This window comes from Pseudonocardia sp. GCM10023141 (genome assembly GCF_042653605.1).
Genome location: NZ_JBHSIR010000042.1, coordinates 1 through 20,492, shown reverse-complemented (window position 1 = coordinate 20,492; position 20,492 = coordinate 1). Strand labels below are relative to the sequence as shown.

15 protein-coding genes and 1 pseudogene are annotated in these 20,492 nt (G+C 69.0%); 5 read left to right on the top strand and 11 right to left on the bottom strand.

The window, feature by feature from the left end:
• Positions 1-56 precede the first annotated feature (56 nt).
• Positions 57-743 (top strand): GntR family transcriptional regulator, encoded by a 687-nt coding sequence (locus ACFPFQ_RS24735; RefSeq protein WP_379622795.1) that lies wholly within the window; start codon positions 57-59, stop codon positions 741-743.
• A 7-nt stretch (positions 744-750) separates the two neighbouring features.
• Here the strand turns inward: ACFPFQ_RS24735 and ACFPFQ_RS24730 are convergent, their stop codons facing one another.
• From ACFPFQ_RS24730 to ACFPFQ_RS24705, 6 genes are all read right to left on the bottom strand, one after another.
• Positions 751-1,674: an enoyl-CoA hydratase-related protein gene (locus ACFPFQ_RS24730; protein ID WP_379622793.1), complete on the bottom strand. Its 924-nt coding sequence runs from the start codon at positions 1,672-1,674 to the stop codon at positions 751-753.
• Positions 1,671-3,416, bottom strand: a complete 1,746-nt coding sequence (locus ACFPFQ_RS24725; protein ID WP_379622792.1) for a class I adenylate-forming enzyme family protein — start codon at positions 3,414-3,416, stop codon at positions 1,671-1,673. Before ACFPFQ_RS24725 ends, ACFPFQ_RS24730 begins: the two co-directional genes overlap by 4 nt.
• A 5-nt stretch (positions 3,417-3,421) precedes the next feature.
• Complete coding sequence (locus tag ACFPFQ_RS24720) at positions 3,422-4,162, bottom strand: ABC transporter ATP-binding protein (RefSeq protein WP_379622790.1); 741 nt, start codon at positions 4,160-4,162, stop codon at positions 3,422-3,424.
• Complete coding sequence (locus tag ACFPFQ_RS24715) at positions 4,159-6,972, bottom strand: ABC transporter permease subunit (RefSeq protein ID WP_379622788.1); 2,814 nt, start codon at positions 6,970-6,972, stop codon at positions 4,159-4,161. The genes ACFPFQ_RS24720 and ACFPFQ_RS24715 overlap by 4 nt, the downstream gene beginning before the upstream one ends.
• Before the next feature lie 42 nt (positions 6,973-7,014).
• Positions 7,015-8,283 (bottom strand): ABC transporter substrate-binding protein, encoded by a 1,269-nt coding sequence (locus tag ACFPFQ_RS24710; protein ID WP_379622786.1) that lies wholly within the window; start codon positions 8,281-8,283, stop codon positions 7,015-7,017.
• Positions 8,284-9,276: 993 nt separating this feature from the next.
• Complete coding sequence (locus ACFPFQ_RS24705; RefSeq protein ID WP_379622784.1) at positions 9,277-9,912, bottom strand: hypothetical protein; 636 nt, start codon at positions 9,910-9,912, stop codon at positions 9,277-9,279.
• Positions 9,913-10,181: 269 nt separating this feature from the next.
• Between ACFPFQ_RS24705 and ACFPFQ_RS24700 the strand changes: the two genes are divergently transcribed.
• Entirely contained in the window at positions 10,182-11,099 is a 918-nt protein-coding gene (locus ACFPFQ_RS24700; RefSeq protein ID WP_379622782.1) for a TIGR03619 family F420-dependent LLM class oxidoreductase, read from the top strand.
• On the top strand, positions 11,096-11,953 hold the full coding sequence (locus ACFPFQ_RS24695) for an SMP-30/gluconolactonase/LRE family protein (RefSeq protein WP_379622781.1): 858 nt from the start codon (positions 11,096-11,098) through the stop codon (positions 11,951-11,953). Before ACFPFQ_RS24700 ends, ACFPFQ_RS24695 begins: the two co-directional genes overlap by 4 nt.
• 102 nt (positions 11,954-12,055) lie before the next feature.
• Here ACFPFQ_RS24695 and ACFPFQ_RS24690 read toward each other — a convergent pair whose 3' ends face one another.
• The 3 genes from ACFPFQ_RS24690 to ACFPFQ_RS24680 form a co-directional block, all read right to left on the bottom strand.
• Positions 12,056-12,862 (bottom strand): IclR family transcriptional regulator, encoded by an 807-nt coding sequence (locus ACFPFQ_RS24690; RefSeq protein ID WP_379622779.1) that lies wholly within the window; start codon positions 12,860-12,862, stop codon positions 12,056-12,058.
• Entirely contained in the window at positions 12,859-15,012 is a 2,154-nt protein-coding gene (locus ACFPFQ_RS24685) for a molybdopterin-containing oxidoreductase family protein (protein ID WP_379622777.1), read from the bottom strand. Before ACFPFQ_RS24685 ends, ACFPFQ_RS24690 begins: the two co-directional genes overlap by 4 nt.
• Before the next feature lie 110 nt (positions 15,013-15,122).
• The gene (locus ACFPFQ_RS24680; RefSeq protein ID WP_379622775.1) at positions 15,123-16,472 is read right to left on the bottom strand and encodes an MFS transporter; all 1,350 of its coding nucleotides are present in this window, start codon (positions 16,470-16,472) and stop codon (positions 15,123-15,125) included.
• Between the two features lie 385 nt (positions 16,473-16,857).
• Between ACFPFQ_RS24680 and ACFPFQ_RS24675 the strand changes: the two genes are divergently transcribed.
• Entirely contained in the window at positions 16,858-19,167 is a 2,310-nt protein-coding gene (locus ACFPFQ_RS24675) for a molybdopterin-containing oxidoreductase family protein (protein WP_379622774.1), read from the top strand.
• Positions 19,164-19,607 (top strand): CBS domain-containing protein, encoded by a 444-nt coding sequence (locus ACFPFQ_RS24670; protein ID WP_379622772.1) that lies wholly within the window; start codon positions 19,164-19,166, stop codon positions 19,605-19,607. The genes ACFPFQ_RS24675 and ACFPFQ_RS24670 overlap by 4 nt, the downstream gene beginning before the upstream one ends.
• A gap of 123 nt (positions 19,608-19,730) precedes the next feature.
• On the opposite strand, the pseudogene ACFPFQ_RS24665 reads toward ACFPFQ_RS24670, so the two are convergent.
• Together ACFPFQ_RS24665 and ACFPFQ_RS24660 are read right to left on the bottom strand one after the other, a co-directional pair.
• A pseudogene (locus ACFPFQ_RS24665) lies at positions 19,731-20,120 on the bottom strand (flavin reductase family protein); the annotation flags it as partial.
• Positions 20,121-20,138: 18 nt separating this feature from the next.
• Positions 20,139-20,492 (bottom strand): 3,4-dihydroxy-2-butanone-4-phosphate synthase (locus tag ACFPFQ_RS24660; protein WP_379622770.1); only part of this gene is annotated, 354 nt, incomplete at its 5' end.

The following is a 20,492-nucleotide window of genomic DNA, read 5'->3' as shown; positions in this document are numbered from 1 at the left end:
TGCCCCTGACATATGCTGTATCGAACAGTGCACGTACTCGCCGGAGGTAGCCTTTCATGATCGAGCGACCGGATAATCTGACCGATCTGGTCTCCGCTGCGATCCGACGGCGACTCGTTGATGCCAGCCTGCCACCGGGCAGCTCGGTCAGCGAGGCAATGCTGTCCAAGGACCTACAAGTCAGCAAGACGCCGGTCCGCGAGGCCCTGCTGGAACTGCGCCATCTCGGCCTGGTCGAGCCGACGGGACGAGGGCTGCGCGTCGTCGTGCCGACCAGCAGGTCCATCCGTGACGCGTTCGAGGTGCGCGCGGGCCTCGAGGCAGCCGCGGCCAGACACGCGGCCGAACGGGCAACCCGCGAGCAGAAGACCGAACTGGTGGGGCTCGCACTTGCATCCGGCGAGGTCGCAGGCGACTTCGAGGCGTTCCGCGAAGCGGACACAGCCTTCCACCTGGCCATCGCCGCAGCCGCCGACAACGCGATGCTGCACAAGGCAGTGGAGGACGCGGTGGTCCTCACCCAGGTTCTGCGTCAGCGCGACATCCACCTCAACCGTGACCTCGGCCCGGACGCCAAAGAGCACGTCAGGATCGCGCGGGCCATCAAGTCGGGCGACGGCACCGCTGCCGCCGACCGCCTCTCCGGGCACCTCCTCCGGATCATGGAACAGCTCCTCGATGCCTTCGCGCAGGCAGAGAATGTGGTCGAGCCCCGACCTGCGGGACTTCGCTCCCTGGTCTGAGCGCGTATCAGCGAAAACCCTCGGCGCGCGCCGGACCATCCCGCCACTCCAGCGCCGCCTTCAGCCCGCCCTCACGGAGCCGCAGGGCAAAGTCCCTGGCCCCGGGCCGCAACGCCCCACTCAGTGAGTGCATTGTCCACGCCTGGTTGAAGTGCGTCCGCATTCCCATGATCTCATAGGCCTGGTTGAGGGACTCCTTGTTGGCGGCGAGCAGGGACGGCGCGATGTGGCTCATCGCGCGCAGCTCGCGCATGGTCTGCTCCTCGAGCTCGTCGGCGGGGAACGACTTCGCGACCCACCCCATGGCGGCCGCCTCGGCACCGGTCACGCTGTTGCCGGTGAGCTGCAGGTACTTCGCCTGTGCCATGGTCATCTTCCAGGGGAAGTACGGGATGTCGGGCGAGGTCATGCCGCGCATCGGAGGGTAGCCGATCTGGGCGTCGTCGGCGACGAAGGCGATGTCGCACAGCGACATCAGCTCAGTACCGCCGGCCAGGCAGTGGCCGTGCACCATCGCGACGACGGGCTTGAGCAGCTCCCAGACGTTCATCCAGTCTCGCAGGCAGCTACGGGCCCACTGGTCGGTCCAGCCGTCGAACTCCTCGGCATCGATCCACCGTTCCGGACGGGTCCCGTCGTCCCAGTAGGACTTCGCCTCCGGGGCCCCGGGCGCCGCCTCGGGCCGCGGTGCGGTCGAGAGGGCATAGCCGCCAGAGAATGACGGCCCGTTGGCCCGGATCAGGATGACGGTGACGTTGTCATCGCGCTCGGCTGTGCGGAGCGCGTCGATGATCTCGCGACGCAGCCGGAAGGTGAGGGCGTTCCGTCGCGCCGGTTGGTTCAAGGTCACGGTGGCGATCCGGGCCTCGACGGAGTAGAGGATCTCCTGGTATCCCGTCGGGGGATCGCCGGCCTGAGACATGGTGGTCATGACTGCCGCTCCTCGGGTGCTGGGACTTGTCGGAGCCGGGCTCGGAGCTCCGACTTGAGCACCTTCCCGGTCGGGTTGCGCGGAAGGGGGTCGGTCAGGACGACGATGGCCGACGGGACCTTGTACGCCGCGGCGCGCTCGGCCACGTGGCGTCGAAGCTCCGCTGCGGTGACCACCGCCCCCAGGCGTACCTGCACGGCCGCAGCCACCTCCTCGCCGAGCAGCTCGTGCGCTACGCCGAAGACCCCGGTGTCGACCACGTCCGGGTGGGTCGCGAGCAGCCCCTCGACCTCCGCGCAGTAGACGTTCTCGCCACCGCGCAGGACCACGTCCTTGATCCGGTCGACGATCCGGAGGAAACCTTCGTCGTCGACGGTCACCAGGTCACCGGTCGGGAACCAGCCTTCGGTGTTGAAGAAGGGCTCGTCCGGCCGGTTCCAGTAGCCCCGGCCCAGCGTGGCGCTCCGCATCCATGCCTCCCCGACCTCGCCCGGGCCGGCGTCGGTCCCGTCGGCGGCGACCACCCGCACCTGGGAGACGGGGAAGGGCCGCCCGACCGCGTCGGTCCGGTCGAAGAAGTCCGACGACGCGATACCGACCATGGCCCCTGTGGTCTCGGTCAGCCCGTACCCGGTGCTGGCCATGACGCTCCGGTCGAACTGCCGGCCGATCCGCTCGATCTGGTTGCCGGGGGTGGGTGCGCCGCCGGTCCCGATCTGGCGCAGGGTGGGCAGCGTCGTACCGGCCGCCTCCGCCTCGTCGAGCAGCCCCCGCACCATCGTCGGCACGCCCGCGAAGCCGTCGAGGCCGAGCGTGTCGATGAGCTCGACCGCGCGGCGGGCGTCCCAGCGGCGCATGAACACCAGGTGCTGCCCGCGCAGGGCGGCGATGAGGAGCTTGGGCAGGTTGGAGATGTGGAACAGCGGGCCGCCGACGAGGGCCTGCGACGGGGTGCGGGCCGGCCGGACCGGCTCCGAACGGGCCCGGTTCACGGCCGCGTGGAGCGCACCCTGGTAGAGGATGTTCGTCATCGCCGTGGCATGCGCACGATGCGTGGACACGACGCCCTTGGGCCGCCCCGTGGTGCCCGAGGTGTACATGATCGTGGCGTCGTCGTCGGGCGAGATCGCCGCCGCGATTGCCTCGAGGTCGGCGGGGCCGCCGGCCACGAGCTCGTGCCACGCCAGGTCGCCCCACTGCGGCCCCGCTTCGGCCTCGACCACCGTGCGGAGCGCCGGCAGAGCAGTGCGCTGCTGATTGACGAGCCGCGCACGCTCCCCGTCGGCGAACAGCACGGTGGCGCCGGAATCGCCCAGCACATGGGCCAGCTCCGCGCCGGTCCACCAGGAGTTGAGCGGCACGGCGACCGCCCCGAGGCTCATTGCCGCGGCGAACGAGAGTGCCCACTCCGGGTAGTTGCGCATCGCGATCGCTACCCGGTCACCTGGGCGAACCCCGTGGTCGGCGATCAGGCTCCTGGCCACCCGACCCACCGCGTCGGCGTACTCCGACCAGCTCACAGTGCGGTCCTCGTAGGACAGCGCCGGGGCGTCACCCCACGACGCTGCCCGTCCGAACACCTCGGCGAGCGAGGAAGGAGCATTCCGGTAGACGGTCACCGGCTCTCCGCGCACCTGCTCCACGGAGGTCTCGAAGTCGGCGCCTGGCGCCACCAACGCCGCCTCGATCGCCGCCCGCGAGAACGCCTCGCCGGCGGCATCGCCGCTGCCGTTCCATTCCAACTTCCTTACACCAGACCTTCCGAAAGGGCGGCATCGATGCCGGCCTTGTCGCCGAGGTAGCTCGCCTCCAGCAGCTCCGCGTCCCGCCGGAGCTCCTCCGCCGTACCCTCGGCGACGACCGAGCCGTGGGCCATCACGTATCCGCGGTCGGCGACCGACAGGGCGGCGAGGATGTGCTGCTCGACGAGGAGCACACCCAGCCCCTGCTCGTCGGCGATGTTGCGCACGATCGGGAGCAGCCGCTCGACGATGATCGGTGCCAGGCCGAGGCTCATCTCGTCCAGGAGGATCACGTCGGGGTCCGAGAGCAGCGCGCCGGCGAGGGCCAGCATCTGCTGCTCGCCACCGGAGAGCAGACCGGCCCGGCGCCCCATCAGGTCCGCGAGCACCGGGAAGTGGACGAGGACGTCCTCGACTGCCACCCGCGACTTGCGGTGCCGGCGCAGACGCAGGTTCTCCGCCACCGTGAGCCGGTAGAACAGCCCGCGGCCCTCCGGAACGATGGCGAGCCCGCGCCGCGCCACGACGTGTGCGGCGGCGGGCGCCGGCCTACCACCCACGTCGACCGCGCCACCCAGCTTCGGCAGGGCGCCGGCGATCGTCAGCAGCGTGGTCGTCTTGCCGGCTCCGTTTGCTCCCAGTAGGCACACGACCTCCCCGGCGGAGACGGTCAGGTCCAGGTCACGGACGACGGCAAGCTTCCCGTAACCACAGGTGAGGCCACGGGTCTCGATGAGCGCGGTCACGATACGACCTCATCGAGCTCGCCGTGTGCATCGGCGGCGACGTCCAGGGTCTCGAGCGTCTGGCTGCCCAAGTACGACGCGCGCACGCGGGGGTCGTTGCGGACCTCGTCGGGGGTCCCCGTGGCGATCTGCTTGCCGAACTCGATCACGTAGACGCGGTCGCAGACGCGCATCACCAGGTGCATGTCGTGGTCGATGAGCAGACAGCCGACGCCGGTTCCGGCGATCCGGCGCAGTTGGTCACCGAAGGCGACGCTCTCGGTGCTGTCCAGCCCGGCGGCCGGCTCGTCGAGCAGCAGGACCTGCGGCTCCATCGCCAGTGCTCGGGCGAGGCCGACCGCCTTCTGCCGAGGCAGCGGCAGCTCGGTGGGCTTGCGCTGCGCGACGTCGGTCAGCGACATGAGCGCCAGCGCCCGTTCAGTTGCGGCGGACGGCGGTGTGCTCGGCCGCACGATGTCCCGCAGCATCCCGAACGCCTCGTTGCCCGTCTCGTTGGCGACCCGCACGTTGTCGCCGACCGACAGGTCGTCGAAGAGCTCCCCGGCCTGCCAGGTCCTGACCAGGCCGCGTCTCGCCCGCTCGTAGGCCGGCCGGCCGTCGAGGCGGACACCCGCCAGGGTCACCTCGCCGGAGCTGCGGGTGAACCCGGTGAGCGCGTCCACGAAACTCGTCTTGCCCGCGCCGTTCGGACCGATGAGCCCGACGATCTCGCCGGCGCGGACCTCGATGTCGACGTTCGACACGGCCTCGAGGCCTCCGTATCGCACGGTGGTACCGCGGCTGGACAGGACCACCTCGCCGATCTGCCGGGAGGGCGCCTCAACGGCGATGGTCTCCGGCTCCACCACCTCCGGTACGGAGGGCGCCGCAGGCCTGCGCGTCGCGAATCTGGCACGCAGCTTCTCGAAGTCCGACCGGCCCTTCCCGGCGATCCCGATCGGGTTGAACAGGACCGTGAGGATCAGCGAGACGCCCATGATGAGGGAGTAGTAACTACCGAGGTCGAGAACCTGGGACGCGAACACGTAGATGATGCCGAGGCTCGCGGAGAGCCCGGCGAGAAGCGCACCGCTCATGCTGGTGATTCCCTGCAGATAGGCGACCGCGAGGAACGACAGCCCGATGAACACCCCGAAGGACTCGGCGGAGAGCTGGCCACGGCTCTCACCGATGAGCCCGCCGGCGATGCCCGCCAGGAAGGACGCTGCCGCGAACGCCGCCAGCTTGACGCGCGCGACGTTGATCCCGATGGCCGCGGCGGCGCGCTCGTTCGACCGGATCGCCAGCATCGTCCGGCCGGTGCCGGCCCGGATCAGGTTACCCACGCAGACGAACGCGATCATCACGACGACGAGGACCATGATGCCGAAGGGCAGCCTCGCGATCTCCCCACCACCGCGCACCGAGAGGTCCAGGCCGAACAGGTTCGGCTCGGGGATGAGGTTTGCCGTGGCTGAGACGATCTTGGGATTGTTGAAGACGAAGTCCTGGAGCGTGAGTGCCGCCGCCAGCGTCACCACGGCGAGCTGGGCACCGCGGATGCGCAGGGCGGGAATGCCGACGAGGACACCTGCCAGGGCAGCCACGACCCCCGCGATGAGCAGGGAGAAGGGAAACGGAACGCCGTCCAGCTTGGAGAGGACGAGACCGGCGACCCCAGCGAAGGCGGCCTGCGCCAGCGAGATCTGCCCGAGCATGCCGGTCAGCAGCACCAGGGACAGGGCGATCAGCGATACGGCGAGGCTGGTGATGACGCCGAACCGGTAGGTGCCGGAGGTGAGGAGAAGGGCGGCGAGACCGACGACCGTCCACAGCGCGATGGTGCGCGGCTTGTTCCGCGGGATCAGCACCGCCGGGAGCGACGACCGCACGTCGTCACCGCGGCTGGGGATCGCGCGGCCCAGCACGAAGAGCGCCACGACGATCACCAGGAAGGGCACCACGTTGGTGAGCCCCTGCTTCGCCCACTCCGGCCACCAGTCCTTGGTCTGGGAGAGGTACTGCAGCTCGGACTGGACCACGCCGAGCGCCAGGGCGCCGATCAGGCCGACCCGCAGCGAGGACAGCCTGGCCAGCAGGGCACCCGCGAGTGCGGGAACCACCAGGAGCGGCATGGTCTGGGGCGACAGGGCGCCGGTTGCCGGTCCCGCCAGTACCAAGATCAGGGCAGTGAACATGGAGGCCACTGTCCAGGTGACCAGACCGGTCACCGAGGGCGACAGCCGGGCGAACCCGGCCGCGCGCTCGTTCTCCGCGGAGGCTTGGATGGCCAGCCCCATCCGGGACCTCGTGAACCACACCGCGAGCGCTACCGACAGCACGATGGCGATGCCGATCAGCCAGAGCCGATCCTCGGCGACCTTGACACCGGCCAGCGACACCGATCCCTGCGGGAGCGTCACCGACCGGAGCAGCGGATCGGTGCCGTACTTGAGTCCGACGACGGCCTGGAGCGTGAGGAGGATACCGACGCCGGCGACCACCTTCGCCAGAGGTGGTGCCTTCCGGAGCGGCCTCGAGATCGCCAGCTCGATCAACGCACCGAGCACTCCGGCGACCAGCACCGCGATCGCCACGGCCGCCCACGTGGGTGGCGTGCCGACGTCGAAGGCAGGAAGCCACGGTATCGGCAGTGTCAGCTGCCCGCGGGTCAGCGCCTCGTAGACGTACATGGGCACGGCCGCTATCGCCGCAGCGGCGAAGTTGATCATGCCGGTACCCTGGTACGTCAGCACGATCCCGAGCGTCAGGGCGGCGTACACCGCTCCGACCCCCAGGCCGAGCACGAGGAAGAGGAAGATCTCGCTCACGATGTGCCTCTCGGGCTCTCGCTCGAAGTTGAACAGGTCCCGCTAGGGCCGGACGGATGAGATGTCGACCGGCTGGTCGGGCAGCGGGGCAAGCTTCTTGTCCGCGCCCGGAGTGGCGTAGACGTTGCCGGTGCCACATGCGGTCGTGCCGGGCCAGGTCGGCTTCGCGCAGTCCCACCCGTTGGTCCGGAAGGGCTCACGCGCGCCCTTCCAGGTGGCCATACCAGTGTGAACGACTTCGGCGGTCAACTGGTCCGTCTTGGCACCACCGATGTCGCGAAGCGCCTGAGCGGCCATGAGCGCGGTGTAGAAGCCGGTCTGGCGCTGGGTCACGCTGCCGCCCGCCGGTAGGCCGGCGGTGTACTCGGTGAAGGCGTCGAGGTCGGGCTGCACAGCGGCCGGGATGCTGGCGAACTCGGGGAGGTAGTAAGAGGCGCTGAACAGCACCTTGTCCAGCAGGCTCGAGCTGAGCTTGGGAACGATCTCGATGTTCGACCCGGCGGAGAGGTAGCCGCCGAAGCCCGCGGATCGGAACGCCGGCACTGCCGCGAGTGCGTCGGCGGCGACGTAGGTGCTGAGGGCATCAGGCCCCCAGGCGAGGACCGTTGCGGCCTGGACCGACCAGTCGGACTGGGCGGGGACGTAGAAGACCTTCGTCGTGAGGCCCAGCTTGGTCCCGGCGGGGGCGATGATCGTGTCGTAGCTCTGGTGGCTCGTCGGAGCGTCCACCATGACGACGGCGATCTTCGAGGCCCCAAGCTTCTTGAGCTGGATGAGGTTGGCGGCGTAGCCCTCCTCCGCCGACCCCTGCATGAAGAAGGCGTCACCCACCGCCGCGTTCATACCGGGCGTCAGCGGGAATGCCCCGATCTCGGCGAGCTTTGCCGACCTCAGCACCGGGAGCATTGCGTCGGCGCCGAAGTCGGCGCCCTGGGCGGACAGCACCGCCTTCTGCTCGACGAACTGGTTCGCGCAGTTCACCGACGACTCGGGCGTCGCATCGGTCTTGCAGTCGATCGACTTGAGCGGATGGCCGTTGATGCCGCCCAGCTGCTCGTTGACGTACTTCACCCCGGCATCGAATCCGTTACGGAGCTCGGGGAGCGAGACGGAGCCGCCCTCGAGGTTGTGGAAGCCGATCGTGACCGGGGTCTTCGCGTTGTCCGCAGGATTGCCGGACGTCGCGACGGCGGAGGATCCTGCGCCTGAACTCGCATTGGACGCGCCGCCCGAGCCACCGCTTCCGCAGGCAGTACCCATGGCGAGCACTGCGGCGAGACCAACTCCCGCCGCGAACTTCGATGTTCTCACTGCGTCGCCTCTCGGTTAAGCAGACGGCCACGCCGTCTGTCCTGTCCCCACCGAACATGCGATTCACGTCACGGAGTCGCTGGGGCACCGTACGGTACATCAGATAGCGTATGTCGCAATAGCTATCGCGCTGCCTTGAGTTACGGGCGGGTTTCGCCGTTCCCGGTGGTCAGGGCGCCGGCACGCGGACCGCATCGATGGAGGACGCGTCGGCCCGCCGGCGGATGCCCTCGTCGCTGCCACCGCGCCCGGCACGAACCGGGGTCGTGCAGAGCTCCCGACCCAGCGGCGGACGAGCGGCGCTCGGCCGGGGAGCCGGATCACACCGGTGAACCCTCCGCCTCGATCTCACGCCGATATTCGCGCTCTCACCGGGGTGCGTCCAGATGGCGCCGGCCGCGCCGGCGGCGATCCCCCTCGGCAGCCCAAGTCCCCATCGTCGCCAGCCTGTCAGGTACCCGTCGTCCCACCGGTCGGTCGAGAGAGGTCAGCCGCCAGGCGGGGACTCGACACGGAAGCAGACCGCGGTCTCGGTGAGCAGTCACGACCCGTCGAGGCCCGTGCGATGGCGCGCGCCGCGCCGTCGGGCTCGACGAGGATGCTCGTCCCGTCACCGTCGGGCGAGCGCGGCAGATTGGCACCGTCGGCACCCCACCGACCAGAGGTACCTACGACCGGTCGCGTCCACAGGCATGTCGTTCAGCCCGCCCACAGCGAGATCGGTTGGGATCGGCGTGCGCCACCCGGTCCCCCGCAGCGAGTCGCAGGAGCCGGGCTGGGGCAGGTCGGCGATCAGCTCCCTGCCGTCCGACAGGGAGCAAGGTCTGGAGGTCAGCTCCCGTCGTCGATGGTTTCCGCGTCCCCCGCCTCGTCCACCCTGCATTCCGCGTAACTCGGATGGTCTAGAGGTCGTGATCTAGGTCTTGACCTGGGGCAACAACGCGTCGAGACGCCCCGGAGGGGCGTGTCTCTAGGCGATGGTGTTGCCGCTGGTCAGCGGCTTGTGGGAGCGAGCTCGACAATCTGCTTGGGTGGGGTGATGTCGAGCTTGGCGAACAGGTCTCGCTGGGGCTTGGACAGCTCGGTGCGTTGGCGAAACAGCCCAGTGGGGCCGGTGAAGGTCCCGGCGTGGAGCCGGTCGAGGTGACGACACACAGTGGTCCAGGTGTCACCGGTGCTGGTCTCGGCGATGCGGATGAACAGCAGCGCGAGCCAGCACAGCACGACGTGGGCGCGGATGCGTTCTTCGAGGCGGTGATAGACCGGGCGCAGGTCGAGGATCTGCTTCATGTCGCGCCAGCCGCGTTCGACTTCGAGGAGTTGCTTGTAGCCCAGCGCAATGTCAGCGGCCGGCAGGTGCGGGGCCGAGCAGCGCAGCAGGTGTTTCCCGTCGAGGTTCGCTTCGGCCTTGCAGCGGGCCTTGTCGATGCGCAGCAGCCCGCCAGGGGTGACCCGCAGGTAGCGGTTCAGGCCGGGCTTGGTCGAGATCCGGCCGCGCAGCTCACCGCGCTTCATGATCGGCAGGGTGTCTGACCCGGCGATCAGCTCCTCGAGCTGGGCGAGGAGCTGAGCACGCATGTGGGCGTCATGGGTGGCGGCGTCGGGGTTGTGGCAGATGGCCTCCGGCATCGACGATGACGCGGACCGGTCCGACCGGCGGCGCCGCGGGTGACAGGCCTGGGGGCCTGGTCGGCCCTGGTGGCAATCGCAGTCACACCCGCGACCGGCAACCGACCACAGCAGCGTTCCGCTTCGCTGAACCGTCGCCGAACAGCCACCGAGAACACGCGATCTGTTCTGGTAGGCGAGACGACATCCTGGCCGACCCGCGCCCAGACGCCCGAGGATGGACGCACCTTGCCGTCAAAGCCGCTCGGGTGTGAGGACTGGTGCTGCTCATGAAGATCGGCGCACAGATCGCCGTCACCGCGCACACGATCGACGCCGTCAGCTTGGCTCGCGAGCTCGAGGAGCGTGGGTTCGAGTCCTACTGGGCTCCGGAGCACACCGTGGTGCCGCGGAAGCCGACCGTGGCGTTCCCGATGACGGGGGGAGAGATCCCGGACGTCTACCACGAGATGGCCGACCCGTTCGTCGTCCTGAGCATGATGGCGGCTGTGACGAGCCGGCTCCGGGTCGCCACCGGGGTGTGCCTGGTCCCGGAGCGCACTCCGCTCACGCTGGCCAAGACCGTGTCGACGCTGGACGCATTCAGCGGCGGCCGGTTCATCTTCGGGCTGGGCACGGGCTGGCTGACCGAGGTCACTGAGCTGCACAACCCGGCCGCTGCCGCCAAGCCCTGGGGCTACACGATCGAGTCCGTCGCGGCGCTCAAGGCGCTGTGGTCGAACGAGTCCGCCAGGTACGACGGCACGATGGTCTCGTTCCCCGAGATGGTCTGCGACCCGCGCCCCGTCCAGCGGCCGCACCCGCCGGTGATCGTCGGCGCCCAGCCGACGTCGGTGGCGATGCGGCGCGTCGCCACGTGGGCGGACGGCTGGCTGGCGACCGGCGTGACCCCGGAGCAGGTAGCCAAGGCGCGTGCGACCCTCGACGAGGAGTGCCGGCGCGTGGGCCGTGAGCCTGCCGAGGTGTCGATCACGGTCGGGGTCCGGGACCCGAGCGAGGACATCCGCGAGGCGTACGAGCAGGCCGGCGCTCAACGGCTGATGGTTCTGCTCTACAACCACCCCGGGACCAGGATCCCCTTGGTGGACTGGGCCGCCGTGGGTTCGGCCACCCTGTCCGCGCGACCCCCGACCCCCGACGAGACGCTGCGCGCGCTCGACGCCGTCACTGCGATGGCCGGCCTGTGAGCGGGGAACACCGGCTGGTGCCGCTCCTCGACGGGCTGCGGTTCGCCGAAAGCCCGCGCTGGCGTGGGGACCGCCTGTGGTTCTCCGACATCTTCGCGAACCGGGTCATGACGGTCGACGAGGCGGGCCACACCGAGATCGTGGTCGAGCTGACCGACGGCGGGCGCCCGAGCGGGCTGGGCTTCCTCCCCGACGGCCGCCTCCTCATCGCCAACCTGACGGAGCCGACCCTCCTCCGGCTCGAGCCGTCGGGAGAGCTCGTCGTCCACAGCGACCTCACGCACCTGGCGGTCGGTGGCCTCAACGACATGGTGGTGGACGACCTCGGGCGCGCGTATGTCGGATCGATGGGCACCCACAACAACAGCGAGCCCCGGCCCCTGGACGGCGACGGGGTGATCATCCTGGTCGAGCCGGACGGCGCGGCTCGCCTGGTCGCCGACCAGCTGGACGCGCCGAACGGGCCCGCCCTGATCGCGGGCGGCACGACCTACGTCGTCGCCGAGTTCCCGGCCAACCGGCTGACCGCTTACGACCGGTCCGCGGACGGACTGCTGAGCTCGCGGCGTGTGTGGGCCGACCTCGCTCCCGAGAGCGCGGACGGGATCTGGGCCGACTCGGAGGGCGCGATCTGGACCGCGTCCCCGTGGACCCGCGAATGCCGCCGCGTGACGGAGGGCGGAAAGGTCACCGACGCGATCGATGTCGGGGAGAAGATGCCGCTGGCCTGCGCTCTGGGCGGCGCCGACGGCCGGACCCTCTTCGTCCTGAGCCTCATCGGTGACACTCAGGCAGTCCTCGACCGCACGTGTGCATCGGTCATCGAGACCGTCCGCGTCCACGTGCCCGTCTGAGCCGGCCGCCCAGGCACCGTCGGGGATGCCGGGACGGCGGACCGACCACCCACCTCAGGGTCAGCCGGCCCTCCGACGACGGTGGGCCGGCCGGGGCACTCGTCATGCCACCATCATGGTGCTGACATGACCGGACAGTTGCTCAGCAGCCTTCAGCATCACTGACTTGTACCGCAGAACAGCACGCCCACCAGCCCCCGTCGCCAACGACAACGCCGCCACCGGCCTACCCGTCCGCCGATCACACACCGGCACCGCAATACACGACACCCCGAGGAACGCCTCCTCGAAGTCCGTCGCATACCCGTCCTGCCGCACCCGCTCCACCACACGCCCCAACAAATCCGGCGTCCTAATCGTGAACGCCGTAAACCGATAGAACCGGGCCGGTACACCCCCACCCGGCCCCAGCTCCGAAAACGCCAAAATCGCCTTCCCCAACGCCGTCGCATACAATGGACGACGCATCCCTACCGCCGTGTCCACCCGCACCGAATCGGGCCCGAACAACTTCTCCACATACAACACGCTCGAACCCTCAGGCACCCCGAGGTGCACCGCCTCACGAGTCTGCGCATACAACTCGCTCAATACTGGAATGGCCCGATCACGCAGACCATCCACCCGCGCCACCGCCACCTGGTTTCCCAACTCGAACGCCCGCGTCGACAACGCGTACTTGTCCCCCGCCCGCCGCACATAGCCGCTCTTGGTCAACACCACCAACAGACGGTGCGCGGTCGACTTCGGGACGCTCACCACCTTCGCCAGCTCGGAGACACCCATCACCGGGCGCGGACCCCCCAGCGCACCCAGCAACGCCAACGCCTTACCCGCCGACGTCTCCAAGCTGCTGCCGGCTCGGCCCTTCCTGGCCTGCTTCGCGTCCACGCTCACGCTTTCGGTCATTCTTTCAGAGGGACGATGTCGACCGGCAGGGCGGACATGATCGGCATGCGGAGCACCTGCTGTGCGGGGCCGCGGGTGCTGATCAGGTTATTGACGTTCGCCCCGACGCCCGGGGCGAACGGGTCCTCGTCTTCCAGGCCGCCCCAGCCGTGCGTCATGGCGACGACGCCCGGACGGAGGCTGTCGTCGGCCCGCGTCACCGCCCTGACCGTGCCGTGATCGGACGTGGCCACCACCCGGTCACCCGAGACCAGGCCCAGCTCCGCCAGATCGTCGGGATTGACGTAGAGGGGATTGGTCCCGCCCTTGTTCAGCTCGGGAATGTTCTTCCCCGTACCGTTGAATGTCTCCTTGGAGCGGCGCACCACCAGCCGATAGCGGCGCCGGGCCGAGTCCTCGAGGACTCGCCTGAGCTCGCCCATCTCTTCGGGGAACTCGGGCGGGAAGAGATCGAGGTGGTCCTGGTCGGTATCGAGTGGTCCGAGGACGGTGACCGTTCTCGGTGGTGCCGCATAGCCGCGGGGATGTTCCTTGAGCAGCTCGAGCAGCTGGTCGTCGTCGGCGATCATCTCGAGTACGGCGTCGATCGACGGCGGCTCGCCACTCAGCGCGCCGGGACGCCCACGAGGAATCGCGGCGAACGCGCCCACTCCCTCGCTCGGACCTTCGCCGAGTCGCATGTCGAGTCGCTGGGCGCCACCGAGGCGCCAGAAGAACTCCCACTCGTCGACCGTGTCGCCCGGCGCGGGGACGACCGGGGGCGAGTACTGCCCGAACGCGCCGTTCAGGATGTTGAAGTCGGCGCGCTCGTACATCATCGTGGGTGAGATGACGTAGTCCGCCAGGCGAGCCGTCTCGGTCATGAACGGGTCGATCGTGACCAGCAGGTCGAGGGCCTTCATCGCCTCCACCTGGCGGCGCGTGTCCGGTATCGCGTTGACCGGGTTCCCTCCGATCGAGAAGAGCGCCCGCACGCGGTCCGGGCCGGGCGCCAGGACCTCCTCGGCCAGCAGTGTCGCCGGCAGCTCGCCGAAATGGCTGTGCGGGCTGGGCAGCAGGCCGTAGCCGAGGCGGCTCTGCCACCCCGACTCCCATTTGCGGTAGGGGCCGATCACCCGGGCGCGCGGCTCGGCGGCCTGCCCGGTCAGCGTCGCCGCCCGGATCTCGTCGCCCTCGTCCGCGAAGCGGCCGCAGACGATGTTGATCGCGTTGAGCAGGTGTTCACAGGGGTTCCCACCCGGCCCCATGTCGGTTCCCGTGTGCCCGTTGGCCATACCGCACCGGCCGCTGCCGAACATTCTCGCCGCGGCGTGGAGGTCCTCTTCGGGGACACCGCAGATCTCTGCCGCGACGGCGGGCGTGGTGTCCCGGACATAGCGACGAAGGGCCTCCACGTTCCGCGCGTACCGTCCCCAGAACTGGGGGCGGTCGAGTTCCTCGGCGAAGATGACGTTCAGGAACGCGGACAGCAGCACGGCGTCGGTGCCCGGCCGGACCTGGAGATGGATGTCGGCGCTCCTGGCGAGCTCCGTCCTCCTGGGGTCGACGACGATGAGCTTCAGCCCACGTTTCCGCTGGTCGCGAAGGTTGACGGTCGGGTTGGTGTTGCTCCACCCGAGGCTCTGGAGCGAGACCAGCTGGTTCCCGCCGACCTCCATCCACACATCGGCGTCCTCGAGACGGTGGACACCGCCGACGTAGGCCCCGGTCCGTCCGTACGTCACGGTCTTGGAGGCCTGGTCGATGGTGATCGGTGAGAAGGTCTTGTGAGACCCGATTGCCTCCCACCACGCCTTGGCGATGGGCAGGGTCGCCGTGGCCCGCCACGCGTAGGTGCCCCAGTAGCTGCCGATCGACTCCGGGCCGGATTCGGCCAGGATGGCGGTCAGGCGCTCACCGATGTCGTCGACGGCGGCCTGCAGGCTGATCGTCTCGAACTCGCCGTCGGCGCGCTTTCGGAGGTGGCGCAGGATTCGATCCTGGTGATTGTGGGCCGAAGGAGCATTGCGCCCCTTGACGCAGCTGTAGCCGGCTGAAGAGGTGTTCGCGGTGTCGGCGCGGACGCGGACGACCTTGTCGTCCGCGACATCGACCAGCATGCCACAGAGCGCGGGACAGAGCCGGCAGTAGGAGATGTGAGTGGTGGTCATGTCGATGCGCCCCGGTTCGGAAGAACACTGCTCTGACTCGCCTCGCTACGGTCACGGCGTCCGGTCCTCGCCCGCAGGCCGGAAGCTGACACCTCGGCCCACTACCCGGGTCAGGCGCTCTGCGGCTGCACCTCGGCGCCGTCGTGGCGGGCGGGCGCCTTGACCGTCCTGGACGCTACGAACAGCGTGCCGAGCGCGAGCAGAGCAGCGGCGCCCACCCAGATGGCCGGGCTGAGCGCGGAGCCCGTCCCCACCACCAGCGCCCCGGCGATCAGCGGCGTGGTGCCACCGGCGATGCACACACCGACGTTCTGCCCGAGGTTCGATCCCGAGAATCGCACATCCGTAGGGAACAGGTCGGCGATGTAGGTGTACGCGGGTGCGGTCAAGAATGCGATCATCATGAGATACACCGCAATTCCGATGAACAGAACAACGATGTCGGTCGCCGTCCCGAGCAGCCAGAAAATGGGGACCGACAGCACCAGGAACGCCCCGAAAGTGACCACCATGACTCTCACGGCCCCGTAGCGGTCCGACAGCCGCCCAGTGAGCGGAGAGCCCACAGCAGCAAGCAAGGTCGCAAATCCGAAGCAGAAGATGATGGGAGTCGTCGGCAATTGTCGTGTCGCGGCCAGGTAGGTGGTCATCCAGCCGGCGATCCCGGAGACGGCGTTGACCCCGAGAGCCAACCCGCATGCCAGCAGCACCTGACCGCGGTGGAAGCGGAAGAGGTCGCGAATAGGGGTCTTCGTGGTTTCCTTGCGCTTCACGAGATCGAGGAACTCGGGGGAGTCCTCGATCCGGCGGCGGACCAGGAAGGCGAACAGGCTCAGTGGGATCGCCACGAGGAACGGGATCCGCCAGCCGTAGTCGAGCATCGTCGCCTTGGACACAGTCAGGCTGGTCAGCCCGCCTATCAGCGCACCCGTTGCTCCTCCCAGCGTAGAGCCGAGCGGCGTCAGTGATGCCAGGAAGCCGCGGCGGGAGGGAGGCGCAGATTCCAGGACGTAGGCGACGGACCCGAGGACCTCCGCCCCGGCGGAGAAGCCTTGGGCGAGCCGCAGGACCACAAGCAGGATCGATGCCGAGATTCCCGCGGAGGCGTATGTGGGTAGGACGCCGATGAGGCTGGTCGCTATACCCATGAGTAGGACGGAGGCCAGTAGCGCCGACCGCCGACCGCGGCGATCACCCAGCCGGCCGATGACCAACCCTCCGATCGGACGGGCGGCGTAGCCCAGTCCGAATACCGCCAAGCTGATCAGGACAGATGACGCCGGGTTATCCGACGGGAAGAACAGTGGCGCAAGGTAGACGGTCAGGACGCCGAACAAGCCGTAGTCGTAGTATTCAACAAACGTTCCGACGGATCCGGCGACGGCGGCGCGACGCGCCACCGGCGGGATCGGCTCCTTGGACCGCCGCACGATGGTGGTGGCGGGTATGGATGTGCTCATTCTCGGGCCTCCTGAGGCGTGGCTCGATCAGGCCTGCGCCGTGGGCGTCAGTGTCGAACTCCGAGCCGGTGTATTGCCTTGCGCCCGGCGCCGCGAATGGTGTTGTTTGCCGGACTCGATGCGTCGGAGGCCGAGCCGGGTTGGGCTCTTCCGCCGGGTTGGGACGATCACGCCGGGTGAGCGCGAGCGTTGCGAGCGGGTGGCCATGATGTGAGCAGTAGCATGACGACTCGCGATGCGCTCGTCAACAGTCTGCTATGCTAGCGCCCGCAGGATCCGGTCGGCCCTCGATCTCAGCCGGCACCCGGGCACCATGCACTGCCCGGGTAAAGACTTCGCCGCTCTTGCCGGCCTATCCGACGTCCGAGCGATCCTCGCCGTCGACATGGGGTCGACTCGGTGGCACCTCGCTGTTCACCTGGCGCGCGGACCGCCCTCGCAGCTCAACGACGAGATCATGGCGGCCGACGACGACGTCGCCCACCGAGGACGCCGAGAAGAGGGCGGGATAGCCACGATGGAGCTCAAACCATCTTTCTGCCGGGTCTGCCAGAACTTCTGCCCGGTCGACGTCCATGTCGCCGACGGGGCCGTACAGCGCATCACGGGTGCGACGGGCAACGAGATCTACCGCGGCTACACGTGCATCAAGGGCCGCTCCCACGTCGGGCACTACAACCACCCCGAACGGGTTCTCCATTCCTTGAAGAAACTGCCCGACGGCCGGTCCGTCGAGATCCCGACGGTCGACGCCATCGACGAGATCGCCACCAAGCTCCGTGCCGTCATCGATCGCCTCGGCCCGCGCGCTTTCGCGCTCTTCGTGGGCACCTACGTCCCGTTCGAGAGCCCGATCAACCTGAGCATGGTCATGTCCTTCATCCGGGCGATCGGCACGCCGATGCTGTTCACGACCTCGACGATCGACCAGCCGGGCAAGCCCATCGCCAGGTCGTTCCACGGCGTGTGGATGGCCCCCAGCCAGGCGTTCAGCGACCCCGACGTGGCATTCGTCGTGGGGAGCAACCCGCTCGTGAGCCTCGTGGGCCCGGCGGGCTTCCCCATGTCGTTCATCAGGAAGCTCGAGGAGCGCAACGGTCACCTCGTCGTGATCGACCCGCGCCGGACCGAGACGGCCCGACGGGCGTCCATCCACCTCCAGGTGAAGCCCGGTGAGGACGCGGCCGTCCTGGCCGGGATGATCCGCGTCATCATGGACGAAGGTCTGGCCGACCACGAGTTCGTCGCGGAGAACGTCGACGGCTACGAGCGGCTGCGGGCGGCTGTCGCCCCCTTCACCCCCGACCACGTGGCTCGACGGGCCGGGATCGTCGCCGCCGATCTCGTCGCCGCGGCTCGGCTGATCGGCAGCGCTCGGCGTGGGTACACGGCATCCGGCACCGGGGCGAACATGTCCGGGAACGGGCCCCTCGTCGAGTACCTCGTCCTCTGCCTGACCTCGATCTCCGGCCACTGGACGCGCGCCGGCGAGCGCCTGCCGAGCCCGAGCGTCCTGACCAGCGCCGTCGCGGCACCGCGGGCGCAGGCCCGCCCACCGTTCCCGGACCTCGGGGACGGTGAGAAGCTGCGCGTGCGCGGGCTCACCGCGTCGCGGGCTGGGATGCCGACGAGCGCGCTGGCCGACGAGATCCTCACACCGGGTGAGGGCCAGGTCCGGGCGATGATCAGCACGGGCGCCAACCCCGCCAAATGCATCCCGGACCAGCTCAAGGTCGTCGACGCTCTCCGGTCCCTGGAGCTGCTGGTCCAGGTCGACGTCGAGATGTCACAGACGGCCAGGCTCGCGGACTACGTCATCGCCGCCCGGCTCCCGTACGAGATGCCCGGCACGAACGGCTTCATGCACCGGATGGCGGAGTACTCGGTCGGCGCCGGCCTGCCCGAGCCGTTCGGCCAGTACACCGACGCGGTGATCGAGCCGCCGCCCGGGGCCGACGTGATCGAGCAGTGGCGGTTCTTCTACCTCCTCGCCCAGCGCCTCGGTCTCGAGCTCGCGTTCGACGGCCTGATCCCCGACGGCTCCGAACCGACGCCCCTCGACATGAGCGGCGAGGGCGACCCGCACGCCCTGATGGAGATCGTCCACACCGGATCCCGCATCCCTCTCTCCGAGGTCCGCAAGCATCCCCAGGGGGCGGTCTTCGCCGAGCCGGCCGTCTTCGTGGAGCCCAAGGAGCCCGGATGGCCGGGGCGGCTGGACGTCGGGAACGAGACGATGCTGGGCGACCTCGCCGCGACGCTAACGAGCGAGCAGGAGGACGAGGCCCTCCCGCTCCGCCTGCTCGCGCGCAGGATGGCGCACGTCATGAACTCCCCCACGCTAGCGGCGCCACCGAACAAGCCGACGTACAACCCGGCGAGCTTTCATCCCGACGATCTCGCGGCCCTGGGCCTTGAGGCGGGCACGCTCGTCGAGATCCGGTCACAGCGGGCCGCCGTCGTGGCGGTCGCCGACTCGGACCCGACAATGCGACCGGGCACGGTCTCGATGACCCATTCCTTCGGTGACCTGCCCGGCCAGGACGACGACGTCCGGCGCCACGGGACGAGTGTCGGGCGCCTGATCGCTGACGACGTGGCGTTCGACCCGTACTCGGGTCAGCCCAGAATGAGCAACATCCCGATCCGCGTGACGGCGCTCGGTGGGGAAGCGAACGTCGACTCCTCCCGATGACGCAGCCGCTGCAGGCGCAGCACATCATGATGACCGTCCCCAAGAGACTGGGGGCGGACGCGCGTATCACCCGCGTGCGGGCCGAGTTCGAGAACGACCACGTGCACTTGGCCCTCGTGGTCGACTGCGAGGGACGCCTGCTCACCGCCATTGAACGCGCTGACCTGACTCCCGGGTTGGACGGCACTTTCCCGGCCTCCGGGTGCGGCAGCCTGGAGGGCCGCACGGTCTCCTCGACGACTCCCTTGGCGGCGATCACCCGCCTGCTCGGCAGCACCGGTCGCCGCCTAGCCGTCGTCGACGACCACGGACATCTGGTCGGGCTCGTGTGTCTCAAGCGCAGTCGCCGTGGCTACTGCGACGACGACGGAGTGCGAGCCCGCGCGCAGGAGCGGGGCTGGACCGTTCCCGGCCCCTCCCCCGGGAACCGGTTCCCCTGACTCCGGAGGATTGACACGCAGCCGTCATGAACACTCTCGAGGGCAACGCCGAGATCACCGTGCAGAATCTCCCGAAGTGAGCCGCCTCGGGGCTGACGTCACCACCATCGACTCATCCAGACCTCAAGGACCCTGGCACTGGACGCATCGCACGTTGCCGACGAGCTGCGGCCGGGCGAGATCATTTCTGCTGCTGCGGTCCTGTGCCGTGCGAGGTCGGGCAATGCGGTCACGACGCCTCGTCGTGGCGCAGGGTGGGGACGACTGTCTGCGTGTGGTCAGCGGCTCCAGGTCGGTCGCCTCGGCCTCCATCACAGTGCCCAGCAGGATACGGTGATCGCCGCCGGGCACGATCTCGGTGAGCGCGCACGCCACCGGCGCCGACCCGTCTTCCAACCTCGCGGCCCCGTTGGTGGCCGTCCAATGGTCGCCGGCGAACTTGTCAGTGCCCTTGCGCGCGAGCCGCATCGCCAGCCCGGCTTGACTGGTAGGCAGGACGTTACCTCGAACGCAACAGGTGCCTTCGGCTGACTAGCCCCCGCCATTCACGAACTGACCGGATTGGATCTTGTAGTCGCGTCGTCGCTCGGGATGGTGCAGTTCCGATATGGACGTGCCGGCGTGCTCGGTGGCTCGGCGATATCGGACGAGGTCGGCGATCGCCAGGACCGACAGGTGATGGGCGGCGGCAAAGTCTGTCAGTGCCTGCCCGCGCATCACCTCGCCGTCGTCATCGACCAGCTCGCTGATCACGCCGGCCCCTCTCCGGCCGGCCAGCCGAAGTAGATCGGTGGTGGCTTCGGTGTGTCCGGCTCGTACTAGGGCGTGTCCTGTAAGGGTTCTGACCTGGTATCGGTGATCATGCTCGCGTGGTAGGGCGTGGCG

Excerpts from the sequence above, each read along its gene's own strand:
- ACFPFQ_RS24735 (WP_379622795.1), top strand. The coding sequence starts at position 57 with ATGATCGAGCGACCGGATAATCTGACCGATCTGGTCTCCGCTGCGATC.
- ACFPFQ_RS24730 (WP_379622793.1), bottom strand. The coding sequence starts at position 1,674 with ATGACCACCATGTCTCAGGCCGGCGATCCCCCGACGGGATACCAGGAG.
- ACFPFQ_RS24705 (WP_379622784.1), bottom strand. The coding sequence starts at position 9,912 with ATGCCGGAGGCCATCTGCCACAACCCCGACGCCGCCACCCATGACGCC.
- ACFPFQ_RS24700 (WP_379622782.1), top strand. The coding sequence starts at position 10,182 with ATGAAGATCGGCGCACAGATCGCCGTCACCGCGCACACGATCGACGCC.
- ACFPFQ_RS24690 (WP_379622779.1), bottom strand. The coding sequence starts at position 12,862 with ATGACCGAAAGCGTGAGCGTGGACGCGAAGCAGGCCAGGAAGGGCCGA.
- ACFPFQ_RS24685 (WP_379622777.1), bottom strand. The coding sequence starts at position 15,012 with ATGACCACCACTCACATCTCCTACTGCCGGCTCTGTCCCGCGCTCTGT.
- ACFPFQ_RS24680 (WP_379622775.1), bottom strand. The coding sequence starts at position 16,472 with ATGAGCACATCCATACCCGCCACCACCATCGTGCGGCGGTCCAAGGAG.
- ACFPFQ_RS24675 (WP_379622774.1), top strand. The coding sequence starts at position 16,858 with ATGGGGTCGACTCGGTGGCACCTCGCTGTTCACCTGGCGCGCGGACCG.
- ACFPFQ_RS24670 (WP_379622772.1), top strand. The coding sequence starts at position 19,164 with ATGACGCAGCCGCTGCAGGCGCAGCACATCATGATGACCGTCCCCAAG.